Annotated in this window: 12 protein-coding genes; 7 read left to right on the top strand and 5 right to left on the bottom strand. The window is 57.2% G+C overall.

The genetic code is table 11. The features are described from left to right. From FHW16_RS21400 to FHW16_RS21380, 5 genes are all read right to left on the bottom strand, one after another. Positions 1-188 (bottom strand): ACT domain-containing protein (locus FHW16_RS21400; protein WP_348643919.1); only part of this gene is annotated, 188 nt, incomplete at its 3' end. A 4-nt stretch (positions 189-192) separates the two neighbouring features. Beyond that, positions 193-990: a 3-methyl-2-oxobutanoate hydroxymethyltransferase gene (locus FHW16_RS21395; protein ID WP_182551308.1), complete on the bottom strand. Its 798-nt coding sequence runs from the start codon at positions 988-990 to the stop codon at positions 193-195. Between the two features lie 17 nt (positions 991-1007). Next, on the bottom strand, positions 1008-2246 hold the full coding sequence (locus tag FHW16_RS21390) for an NAD(P)/FAD-dependent oxidoreductase (RefSeq protein WP_182551307.1): 1239 nt from the start codon (positions 2244-2246) through the stop codon (positions 1008-1010). Beyond that, positions 2243-2560, bottom strand: coding sequence for a MocE family 2Fe-2S type ferredoxin (locus FHW16_RS21385; protein WP_182551306.1), 318 nt, complete (start codon positions 2558-2560; stop codon positions 2243-2245). Before FHW16_RS21385 ends, FHW16_RS21390 begins: the two co-directional genes overlap by 4 nt. A 76-nt stretch (positions 2561-2636) precedes the next feature. Next, positions 2637-3731: a fatty acid desaturase family protein gene (locus FHW16_RS21380; RefSeq protein ID WP_182551305.1), complete on the bottom strand. Its 1095-nt coding sequence runs from the start codon at positions 3729-3731 to the stop codon at positions 2637-2639. Positions 3732-3896: 165 nt separating this feature from the next. Between FHW16_RS21380 and FHW16_RS21375 the strand changes: the two genes are divergently transcribed. The 7 genes from FHW16_RS21375 to iolG all read left to right on the top strand — a co-directional run bounded on the left by FHW16_RS21375 (position 3897) and on the right by iolG (position 10984). Further along, positions 3897-4928 (top strand): LacI family DNA-binding transcriptional regulator, encoded by a 1032-nt coding sequence (locus tag FHW16_RS21375; RefSeq protein WP_182551304.1) that lies wholly within the window; start codon positions 3897-3899, stop codon positions 4926-4928. Between the two features lie 126 nt (positions 4929-5054). Then, entirely contained in the window at positions 5055-5885 is an 831-nt protein-coding gene (locus tag FHW16_RS21370) for a TIM barrel protein (protein ID WP_182551303.1), read from the top strand. 73 nt (positions 5886-5958) lie between these two features. Then, on the top strand, positions 5959-6195 hold the full coding sequence (locus FHW16_RS21365; protein WP_182551302.1) for a hypothetical protein: 237 nt from the start codon (positions 5959-5961) through the stop codon (positions 6193-6195). Between the two features lie 144 nt (positions 6196-6339). Next, positions 6340-7269 (top strand): sugar ABC transporter substrate-binding protein, encoded by a 930-nt coding sequence (locus FHW16_RS21360; RefSeq protein ID WP_182551301.1) that lies wholly within the window; start codon positions 6340-6342, stop codon positions 7267-7269. Positions 7270-7344: 75 nt separating this feature from the next. Continuing rightward, positions 7345-8886, top strand: a complete 1542-nt coding sequence (locus tag FHW16_RS21355; protein WP_182551300.1) for a sugar ABC transporter ATP-binding protein — start codon at positions 7345-7347, stop codon at positions 8884-8886. A gap of 28 nt (positions 8887-8914) precedes the next feature. Continuing rightward, positions 8915-9940, top strand: a complete 1026-nt coding sequence (locus tag FHW16_RS21350) for an ABC transporter permease (RefSeq protein WP_182551299.1) — start codon at positions 8915-8917, stop codon at positions 9938-9940. Positions 9941-9994: 54 nt separating this feature from the next. Further along, the gene (gene iolG, locus FHW16_RS21345) at positions 9995-10984 is read left to right on the top strand and encodes an inositol 2-dehydrogenase (protein ID WP_182551298.1); all 990 of its coding nucleotides are present in this window, start codon (positions 9995-9997) and stop codon (positions 10982-10984) included. Positions 10985-10997 lie beyond the last annotated feature (13 nt).

The following is a 10997-nucleotide window of genomic DNA, read 5'->3' as shown; positions in this document are numbered from 1 at the left end:
AAGAAGCGGTTGGTCTGGCGGTCCCAGAACTGGTTGCTCTCGGCGATATTGGCATCCAGCGCCGCAAGCTCCGTCGTCACCGATGCCACAATCCCCGGCTTGTCTTCGCATGACAGGGTGAGGACAAAGCTGTGCGTATAATCAGAAGGCTGGCGGATAGCGGGCGATGTAGGGGACTGATGATCCATTGGTTCAAACTCCAGAAAGCTCTTTCAGAAAACGGTCCAGTTCGTCATGCGGAATTCCAACCACATGTTCGGCTCCCGGATAGTTTTTTGCATGCACGTCTGCGACAAACTCCGAGAAGGCTGCGACCCTTTCCTGTTGCAGGCGGTCATATTCGGCGGAAAAGTTGCGATAGACTTTCGCGTGGCGCGGATAGTGGCCGCGGTTCGACCCCAAAATATCTTCGGCGAAGAGATATTGCGCATCGCAACCTGCACCTGCACCCATGGAGATCATGAACAGGGAGGTCCGCCCGGAAATGGCGGTTGCGACCTCCACCGGCACCACTTCAATTTCAGCGGCAAAAGCACCGGCTTCTTCCAGCGCTTTGGTCTGGCGCCAGATGTCGAGTGCGCTGATTGCCGTTTTGCCGACGGCCTTGAAGCCGCCCGTCCACGTTGCCCTTGAGGGAATCAGCCCGACATGGCCGCAGACTGGAATGCCTTCATCGCGCATGCGCCGGATCGTCGAAAGGCTGGCGGCGCAATAGACGGCATCACCGCCCGCGCGCAATGCCGTAAAGGCCGCACGCATATAATCCTCCGCCGTGACGAAATCCCCGTACTCAAGGCCGGGTATGGCAAAGCATGATGGTGCGGCATCGCGGAAGGCGGGGGTCAGCAGCGCTGGCGGCACGGAAAGGATATCAACCCGCGCACGCTCGGCCGCTTCCGCTTCCTCAAGCGTTTCGACCCGCAGCATGGTCAGCTGGCGGCGGCCTTTCATTGCGAGAATGTCTGCCACCGTGGGGCGTTTGCTGGTCATGATTGTTCCCGTCCGTTTCAAGCTGCGAGCAATGATTTGAGTTTGATATCCGATGCGGCAAGATGAGCCGGATCGGGGCGGGCGGAGCGGGCAACCAGCATTTCCGCCAGCCGGATATCCCGGGCGACGCTGTTTCCCGGACCGATGCCGCTTGCCGCGACAAGGCGTCCGTCGGCCGCGAGATGGAACAGGATGAAAGCACCTTCGTCGAGATCCCGGCGGATTGTCCGGACACCCTCGTCGGCAAGTCCGGCCACCTGCAATCCCAGTTCATACTGATCGGACCAGAACCATGGGACAGAAAGGTGCGGCTCGGACAGCCCAAGCATGTTGCGGGCGGCCAGAGTGCCCTGTTCCTGCGCATTGCGCCACGCTTCCAGCCGCACACGCCGCCCGCCATAGAGGGCAAGCGGGAATGCGCAGCAATCACCGGCGGCGAAGATATCCAGGTCGCTCGTCTGCAGATGTGTGTTGACGATGATGCCATTGGCGGTTTCAAGACTGGCAGCCTCGGCCAGATCAGTCACCGGTATGGCGCCTATGCCGATGACGACAAGATCAGCATCGAGGCTTTCGGCATTGGTAAGGCTGATGGTGACATCATTGGCTTTGTCAGTGATTGCCGCAATGCCGATGTCGCAACGGATTATAACGCCTTCCTGCTGATGGCGTTCGGCGATGCGTTCGGCGATTTCCTCCGGTACGCCGCGCATCAGGACCCGCGCCTGGGTTTCAAGCACTGTCACCGCCGCACCGCGCTTGCGTGCACTTGCGGCAAGTTCAAGGCCGATAAAGCCACCGCCGATAATGACAATCCGGGCGCCCGGCTGAAAACGTGCCCGAATGGCCAGCGCGTCATCATAGCTGCGCAAATAGGCGCAATGTCTGCTTGCCGCCGCCAGCGGCAAGGGGCGGGGAAGGGCGCCGGTTGCGAGCAGCAACTTGTCATAGGCGAGGCTGTTTCCATCAGCGAAGGCAACTTTCTTCGCTTCCCGGTCGATACCAGCCACTGTGGTGCTGGCGAGAAAACGGATATTGCGTTCGGCAAACTGGTCTTCCCCAGCGATGGTTTTGGCGGGGGGATGGTCTTCTGAAGTCATTGTCTCTTTGGACAAGGGCGGGCGTTCATAGGGAAGGTGCTTTTCCGCGCCAATCAGCGTGACCGGCCCGTCATATCCGTTCTCCCGCAGCGCGAAGGCCGCGCGCGCACCGCATTCGCCTGCACCAATGACGACCATACCTGCTGCCATGATCATTGGCTCAACTGGATGAGGACTTTGCCGGCCTCGACTTTTACCGGATAGGTTTTCAGATTGACGCAGACCGGTGCACCCTTGGCCTGACCTGTCTTGTAGTTGAACCGGCCATTGTGCTTGGGGCACTCGATGATGTCGTCCATGACAAGCCCGTCGGCCAGATGAATATGCTCATGCGTGCAAAGGCCGTCGGTGGCGAAGAATTCGTCATCGGGGCTGCGATAGATCGCAAAGGTTCGGCCCGCATGGTCGAAACGCATGACATCCTCCTCGTCGATATCATCAGCCGTGCAGGCCTCTATCCAGTCATTCATGGTGTATCCTCCCTTTGGTAAGAGCCGCTAAAGCTCCGCCTGCTGGTTCTTATTCGTAAGTATCTTCTTACTGATCTTATTCTGCCGCGGCGCGGGCCGCCTCGCCGTGGAATTCTTCGCGGTAGGGTTTTGCCGTCAGAGGCAACTCACGCCTGAGGTAATAGTCCTCGTTGCGCAACTGGTGCAGAAACGCCGGTACCATTTCGCGGTAGCCGTCCAGAATGGATGGATTGGGTGCCGGAAGATCATGCTTGATCATGGCATGCAGGCGCGGCAGCGCGTGATAGGGCACCATGGGAAACATGTGGTGTTCGACGTGATAATTCATGTTCCAGTACACGAAACGGCTGACGGGATTCATATAGACCGTGCGGCTGTTGAGCCGGTGATCGGTAACGTTGTCGGCAAGGCCGCCATGCTGGAGCAAGCCGGTCAGAACATGATGCCATGCGCCGTAAAGGCGAGGCAGACCGACAAGCATCAGCGGCAGGATCGAGCCGGTGTAGACAGCCACGACAATCGTGACCGCATAGATCGCGAACCAGATGCGGGCGATGCGAACAACCTTGTGTTGCTCTTGCTCGGGAATGAAGGTCTTTTCCTCGGCGCTGACGACACCGGTGGCATTGCGCAGCATATCCACAATCGCATGCCAGGCATCGAGAATGCCGAAGAAGTTCAAAACGACACGGAAAAGATCGGGCGGCCGCATGACTGCGATTTCCGGATCACGACCGACGATGACCGTGTCCGTGTGGTGACGCGCATGGCTCCAGCGCCACGTCACCGGATTGCGCATGATCATGAAGCAGGCGATCTGATAGACGGCATCATTCATCCAACGGGTTTTGAAGGCCGTTCCGTGGCCACATTCGTGCCAGCGGGAATCCGACGCGGAGCCATAAAGCACGCCATAAGCGAGGAAGAAGGGAATGCACCAGATCGTGCCCCACAGGACAACACCCAGTCCAGCAAGGACAACCATGCTGCCGAGCCAGACTGCCGTATCGCGTATGGCTGGCCCGTCCTCGCGCTTCATCAGCTCTTTCATGTCCTTGCGGGGAACGTCCGTGTGATACCACTCGGCTGCTGCCAATCCGGTTTCGACAGCGCGCTGTGAATCGCGGCCAACAAGGCTGTAATCGCGTGATACCGGTAATGCTGCGTCCATGGCAGGACCTCCCAATCCTTTAGGCTCGCAAGGTTCAAAAACCTCCGGCCACGGGATAAGTCTAGCGGCAGCATAGTGCAGGCTCAATTCGTAATGATAATATTCTATCATTACCCATCATTGGATGGTACGGTTTAATGATAGAATCTATCATTCGAGGCATGGATGGCGAACAGACCGACGATAGCAGATCTGGCACGGGTGTCCGGTGTCAGTGTGGCGACGGTAGATCGCGTGCTCAACAATCGCCTGCCCGTGCGCGAGGAGACGGCCCGCCGTGTCTATGACGCCGCCAACAGCATCGGTTATCACGCGGCCGGCCTGATCCGCCAGCGCATGCGGCAGGAGCTGCCGGAATACAGGCTCGGTTTTCTCCTGCAAAAATCCGGCCAGCATTTTTATCAGGATTTTGCGCGGGAGATTGATCATGCGGTGAATGCGGCGCCGCATTTTCGCGGTGTGCCGGTGGTCGACTTCTGCCCATCGCTGGCACCCGAGGATATTATCGTCAAGCTGCGGTCGCTGGCCGGGCGTGCGCAGTCCATCGCACTTGTCGCTCCGGATCATCCGTCGATCACCGCAGTGATCGACGAATTGAAGGTCCGGGGCATCGCAGTGTTTTCACTGCTCTCCGATTTTGCAGCGGGCGTGCGGGAAGGTTATGTCGGCCTGAACAATCGCAAGGCGGGACGTACGGCGGCATGGATGATTGCCAAGACCGCCCGCCGTCCGGGAAAGGTGGCAATTTTTGTCGGCAGTCACCGGTTTCAGGGCCATGAGCTCAGGGAAATCGGGTTTCGCTCGTACTTCCGAGAAGAAGCGCCGGAGTTTACCGTGCTCGATACGCTGATCAATCTGGAAACGCGGCAGATCACTCATGAAGCCATGCTTAATCTGTTGGAACACCACCCGGATCTGGCGGGCTGTTATGTTGCCGGTGGTGGTATGGAAGGGGCGATTGCTGCCTTGCGCCAGAGCAACCTGCCGGAACTCCCTGTGATGATCTGCAATGAGATTACACCGGAGTCCCGTGCCGCATTGGCGGACAATACCGTCATGATGGCAATCGCCACGCCTCTACCGCGCCTCTGCCGTGAACTGGTGGATCTGATGGGGCACACCATCGAGACCGGGGCGGCCAACACGCCGGGGCAAACCTTCCTGCCCTTCGATATTTACCTGCCCGAAAACATCTGAAACAGCCGAATCTATCAGAGATGATAGTTTTTGAATCGCAAGAGCGATTGACTGGCCAGTGAATGGAACAGATGTTTCGCGCGGCGCCAGCGCTGTGCTGGCATTTCATTTCTGGGAGATATTCCGATGAGCGCGACACGATCCGCACCGGTATTTGCAATCAATCACATGGTCACGCCCGCTTTGCGGCCGCAAGCATTCTTCCAGCTCGCCCGTTCCCTCGGTTTGCAGGATGTGGAAATCCGCAATGATCTCGCTGGCAATGCCATTGTTGACGGGACGCCGGCTGCGGATATTCGTGCGCAGGCTGCGGAAACCGGTGTAAAAATTGCTACGATCAATGCGCTGCAGCGCTTCAACGAATGGACACCCGAGCGCGAAAAGGAAGCCATTGAACTGGCTGATTACGCCAGGGACGCGGGCGCAGCGGCACTCGTTCTCGTGCCGGTCAACGACGGAACGGGGCGGCAGGACGGCGAGCGGCAGAATAATCTGCGTAAGGCACTGACAGCGCTTCTGCCCGTTTTGAATGAGCGGGGGCTTAAAGGTTTCGTCGAACCGCTCGGCTTTGAAATCTGTTCGCTGCGTTCGAAACGCGAGGCTGTCGAGGCCATCGAAGCGATTGGCGGACAGGACACATTCCGGATTGTCCATGATACCTTCCATCACCATCTTGCCGGAGAACCGGAGCTTTTCCCGCAATGGACCGGCCTCGTTCATATATCCGGCGTGACCGACGTTGCTGTCTCCATAGGTGATATGCGCGACTCACACCGGGTTCTTGTCAATGCGCAGGACCGTCTCGGCAATATCGCGCAAATCCGGAAGCTCCTGGCCGAGGGCTATACGGGGCTTTTCTCGTTCGAGCCGTTCGCTGAGGAAGTGCATCAGCTTGAAAATCCTGCAGCTGCCTTGTCGCAGAGCATCGTCTTAATCAAATCCCAGCTGCAGGCCTGATGCTCCGGACCGGATATGGAAAGGAGCGGCCGGGAGGGAACTCTGGCCGCTCTGCGATTTCGGATTTTGCACTATGGACGCGATTTTGCCCGATGCTCACGCTCTGTCGATGACCGTTCGTCAAAATGCACAGCAGTGCAAAAATTCGCGCTGGGAAATCCGGGCTAGCAACTGCTGGGTGATTGGCAAAAACTTCAGTCCATTCCTCGTTTTTGTGATCCGCCGTGATGGAATCGCGCTTGACGCCCTCTTTGGAAAATGGAATAAATATTTCACAAACTGGATGGAACGGTTTTTATATTCCGTATGACAAATCCAGGAAAGTTTGCGCGACGTTTCGCGCACTTCGGGATGGAGGTGTCGCTAGCAACAGGGGTTGCGTGGCTGCGATGCTGAAGTTCGCGAAGCTTCCGGATCAGGACGGTGTGGCCGGGCACCATGTGGAGGAGAAGAAATGAAGAAGCTGATTTTGACTATGGCTGTTTCAGCCCTGATGAGCACATCGGCCCTTGCCGCCAATATCGGCGTGTCGATGGCGCAGTTTGATGACAACTTCCTGACGGTTCTGCGTAATGGCATGCAGGACTATGCCAAGACACTGGATGGTGTGACGCTGCAGGTGGAGGACGCGCAGAACGACGTTGCCAAACAGCAGAGCCAGATCCAGAATTTTATCGCTTCCAAGGTTGATGCTATCATCGTCAATCCGGTCGATACGGATGCAACGGCGGCGATGTCCAAGCTTGCAACTGCAGCGGGTATCCCGCTGGTCTACGTCAATCGTGAACCTGTCAATGTGAACGAACTGCCGGCCAAGCAGGCATTCGTTGCATCTAACGAAGTCGAGTCCGGCACACTTGAGACCAAGGAAGTCTGCAAGCTTCTGAAGGGCAAGGGCAAGATCGTCGTGATGATGGGTGAGCTGTCGAACCAGGCGGCACGTCAGCGCACGAAGGATATTCATGACGTTATTGCCACGGACGAGTGCAAGGGCCTGACCATCGTTGAAGAGCAGACCGCCAACTGGTCCCGCACCCAGGGTGCCGATCTTATGACCAACTGGCTTTCTGCAGGTCTTGAGTTCGATGCGGTGATCTCGAACAATGATGAAATGGCCATTGGTGCGATCCAGGCTCTCAAGGCTGCCGGGCGCAAGATGGACTCGGTTGTCATTGCCGGTGTCGACGCAACACAGGATGCGCTCGCTGCCATGGCTGCGGGTGATCTTGATGTGACCGTATTCCAGAACGCAGCTGGTCAGGGCAAGGGTTCGGTTGATGCCGCCCTGAAGCTGGCGAAGGGCGAAAAGGTTGAGGCGAAAGTCTACATCCCGTTCGAACTCGTCACACCGGACAATCTGTCGAAGTATCAGTCCAAGAACTAAGACGCTTCGCCTTGAACCGGAACGCGCTTTTGGGTGCGTTCCGGCCTCTGATCAATGTCTCGGGAGGAGACGACTATGGCAGTCAGCCCAACGACGATGGCTGCGGTTCGCGCCAGTGGTGCGGTGCCGAAGGCCGAATATCTTTTGAATGTTGAAGGTATCCGCAAGGAATTTCCCGGCGTTCTGGCGCTGGATGACGTCTCGTTTCGCCTGAAGCGCGGTACGGTGCATGCGCTGATGGGCGAAAACGGTGCCGGTAAATCCACCCTTATGAAGATTCTCGCTGGAATATATGTTCCAGATCAGGGGGAAGTATTTCTAAAAGGGCTTTCCATCCGCTTGAAGTCGCCGCTCGATGCGCTGGAGAACGGCATTGCGATGATTCATCAGGAACTCAATCTGATGCCCTTCATGACCGTCGCCGAGAATATCTGGATCCGGCGCGAGCCGAAAAACATGTTCGGCTTTGTCGATCATGGCAAAATGTTCGAGATGACGGCCGATCTGTTCAACCGGCTGAACATCGCACTTGATCCGGAAGCGCAGGTGCGGGATCTCAGCGTCGCCAACCGGCAGATGGTCGAAATCGCCAAGGCGGTTTCCTATGAATCCGATGTGCTGATCATGGATGAGCCAACCTCTGCGCTGACCGAGCGCGAGGTAGCGCATCTCTTCGAGATCATCCGAAGTCTGCGCAGCCAGGGCATCGGCATTGTCTATATCACCCACAAGATGAACGAGCTGTTTGAGATCGCCGATGAATTCTCGGTGTTTCGCGATGGCCGCTATATCGGCACGCATGCGTCCACCGACGTGACCCGTGACGACATCATCAAAATGATGGTCGGGCGTGAAATCACACAGATGTTTCCGAAGGAGACTGTGCCGATTGGTGATGTTGTCCTCTCGGTGAAGGACCTCTCGCTGAAAAATGTGTTCAGTGGTGTTTCCTTCGATGTGCGGGCAGGCGAGATTCTCGGCATTGCCGGTCTGGTCGGATCGGGACGCTCCAATGTTGCCGAAACCATATTCGGTGTGACGCCTGCGACATCAGGTTCGATTGCCATTAACGGCAAGCCTGTCGCCATCGCTTCGCCGAACCAGGCGATCCAGCACGGCATGGCCTTCATTACCGAAGACCGCAAGGAAACCGGCTGCCTGCTCATTCTCGACGTGCTGGAAAACATGCAGATCGCCGTGCTGCAAGACCGGTTCGTCAAATTCGGCTTTGTCGCGGAAAAGGAGATTTCCGCTGCCTGCAAGGTCATGAGTGAAAAGCTGCGGGTCAAGACTCCCAATCTGCAGGAGCGGGTGGAAAATCTCTCCGGCGGCAATCAGCAAAAAGTGCTGATCGGCCGTTGGCTGCTGACAAATCCGAAAATTCTCATTCTCGATGAACCGACACGCGGCATCGATGTCGGCGCCAAGGCGGAAATCCATCGCCTTGTCTCCGAACTCGCCAAACAGGGTGTCGCCGTCATCATGATCTCGTCGGAAATGCCCGAGGTTCTCGGCATGAGCGACCGGATCATGGTGATGCATGAAGGCCGCGTCACCGGCTTTCTGGATCGGGAAGAAGCAACCCAGGTAAAAGTTATGGAGCTGGCTTCCAAGTGAAGCCGCTGCCTGACGGGGAGGAATAACAATGACGAGCGAACAAGCAACAGCCAAGGCACCCGCGCCCACGACGTCAAAGCGCGGACGACGACTGCCACCTGAGGTTAGCATCCTTCTGGTATTGATCGGTATTGCCCTGATCTACGAGATACTCGGCTGGATTTTCGTCGGGCAGAGCTTTCTGATGAACCAGCAGCGCCTGACCATCATCATCCTGCAGGTTTCCGTCATCGGCATTATTGCGGTTGGTGTGACGCAGGTCATCATAACCGGGGGTATTGATCTTTCGTCGGGTTCGGTGGTGGGTATGACCGCCATGATCGCGGCGAGTTTTGCGCAGGCCTCGACTTGGGCAAGACCCGTCTATCCCGGCCTGACGGACCTGCCGTTCATCGTCCCTCTGATCGTCGGCCTCGGCATTGGTCTGCTTGCTGGTGTCGTCAATGGCGCACTGATTGCGCAGACTAAAATCCCGCCATTTATCGCGACGTTGGGGATGATGGTATCGGCGCGCGGCGTAGCCAAATGGTATACCAAGGGCTCGCCCGTTTCGGGCCTGACCGACCAGTTCAATTTCATCGGCACCGGTATCTGGCCGGTGGTGGTGTTTCTGGTCGTTGCCTTCATTTTCCACATCGCGCTGCGCTATACGCGCTACGGCAAATTCACCTATGCGATCGGGGCCAATGTGCAGGCGGCGCGTGTCTCCGGCATCAATGTTGAGCGGCATCTGATCAAGGTCTATGCCATCGCCGGTGTGCTGGCCGGTCTCGCGGGTATTGTCACGGCAGCGCGCGCCCAGACTGCACAGTCTGGCATGGGCGTGACCTATGAGCTGGATGCGATTGCTGCTGCTGTTATCGGCGGGACGTCGCTCACCGGCGGCGTGGGACGGATCACCGGAACGGTCATCGGAGCCATCATTCTTGGCGTGATGATATCAGGTTTCACCTTCCTGCGGGTGGATGCCTATTATCAGGAAATCATCAAGGGTGTGATTATCGTTGCCGCCGTCGTGGTAGACGTTTATCGCCAGAAGAAGAGAAAAGTCTGAAACTAATCTGCAATGCCCGGAACCCGTCCGGGCTTCTTTCCAAGAGGTAATGAAATGACTGTACGCTTTGGTCTGCTCGGTGCGGGCCGTATCGGCAAGGTTCACGCAAAGGCCGTGATTTCCAATCCGCAGGCGAAACTCGTTGCGGTTGCGGACGCATTCGAACAGGCGGCGAAGGATCTCTCCAGCGCCTATGGCTGTGAGATCCGCACCATCGAGGAGATTGAAAAGGCAGGTGATATCGAGGCGGTCATCATCTGCACGCCGACCGATACCCATGCGGATCTGATCGAGCGCTTTGCCCGTGCCGGCAAGGCGATTTTCTGCGAAAAACCGATTGACCTCAATGTAAAGCGCGTCGAGGAATGCCTCGCCGTCGTTGATGAAACCAAGGCCACCCTGATGGTCGGTTTCAACCGCCGTTTTGACCCGCACTTTGCCGCCGTGCGTAAGGCTATCGATGACGGTGCCATCGGTGCGGTGGAAATGGTCACGATTACCTCGCGTGATCCGGGTGCGCCGCCAGCCGAATACATCACCCGTTCTGGCGGTATTTTCCGCGACATGACGATTCATGATTTCGATATGGCGCGGTTTCTGCTGGGTGAAGATCCAGTGGCCGTGACAGCTCACGCCTCTGTGCTCGTAGACAAGAAGATCGGCGAGCTTGGTGACTATGACAGCGTCAGTGTCATTCTCTCCACCGCCTCCGGCAAGCAGTGCGTCATCTCCAATTCGCGCCGCGCGACCTATGGCTATGACCAGCGTATCGAAGTGCATGGTTCCAAGGGCATGGTTGCCGCAGAGAACCAGCGTCCGGTCTCGATCGAAGTTGCCAATGGCAGTGGTTACACACGCCCGCCGCTGCATGATTTCTTCATGACCCGCTACACGGAAGCCTATGCCAACGAGATCGCCGCTTTCATCGATGCGATTGCAACCGGTGCCAAGGCTGCTCCGAGCGGCAAGGATGGTTTGATTGCTCTGGCTTTGGCCGACGCGGCCCTGCGCTCGGTCAAAGAGGGCAAGACGATCACGGTTTGAGTTCTATTGAAAA

This window comes from Phyllobacterium myrsinacearum, from assembly GCF_014138285.1.
GTDB classification, from domain to species: Bacteria; Pseudomonadota; Alphaproteobacteria; order Rhizobiales; family Rhizobiaceae; genus Phyllobacterium; species Phyllobacterium myrsinacearum_A.
Note: the sequence above shows the minus strand (reverse complement) of the source record. Positions and strands in the feature narration are given on the sequence as shown.

What these genes read in the sequence shown, in the direction of transcription:
- FHW16_RS21395 (WP_182551308.1), bottom strand. Translation starts at nt 990, where the DNA reads ATGACCAGCAAACGCCCCACGGTGGCAGACATTCTCGCAATGAAAGGC.
- FHW16_RS21390 (WP_182551307.1), bottom strand. Translation starts at nt 2,246, where the DNA reads ATGATCATGGCAGCAGGTATGGTCGTCATTGGTGCAGGCGAATGCGGT.
- FHW16_RS21385 (WP_182551306.1), bottom strand. Translation starts at nt 2,560, where the DNA reads ATGAATGACTGGATAGAGGCCTGCACGGCTGATGATATCGACGAGGAG.
- FHW16_RS21380 (WP_182551305.1), bottom strand. Translation starts at nt 3,731, where the DNA reads ATGGACGCAGCATTACCGGTATCACGCGATTACAGCCTTGTTGGCCGC.
- FHW16_RS21375 (WP_182551304.1), top strand. Translation starts at nt 3,897, where the DNA reads ATGGCGAACAGACCGACGATAGCAGATCTGGCACGGGTGTCCGGTGTC.
- FHW16_RS21370 (WP_182551303.1), top strand. Translation starts at nt 5,055, where the DNA reads ATGAGCGCGACACGATCCGCACCGGTATTTGCAATCAATCACATGGTC.
- FHW16_RS21365 (WP_182551302.1), top strand. Translation starts at nt 5,959, where the DNA reads ATGGACGCGATTTTGCCCGATGCTCACGCTCTGTCGATGACCGTTCGT.
- FHW16_RS21360 (WP_182551301.1), top strand. Translation starts at nt 6,340, where the DNA reads ATGAAGAAGCTGATTTTGACTATGGCTGTTTCAGCCCTGATGAGCACA.
- FHW16_RS21355 (WP_182551300.1), top strand. Translation starts at nt 7,345, where the DNA reads ATGGCAGTCAGCCCAACGACGATGGCTGCGGTTCGCGCCAGTGGTGCG.
- FHW16_RS21350 (WP_182551299.1), top strand. Translation starts at nt 8,915, where the DNA reads ATGACGAGCGAACAAGCAACAGCCAAGGCACCCGCGCCCACGACGTCA.
- iolG (WP_182551298.1), top strand. Translation starts at nt 9,995, where the DNA reads ATGACTGTACGCTTTGGTCTGCTCGGTGCGGGCCGTATCGGCAAGGTT.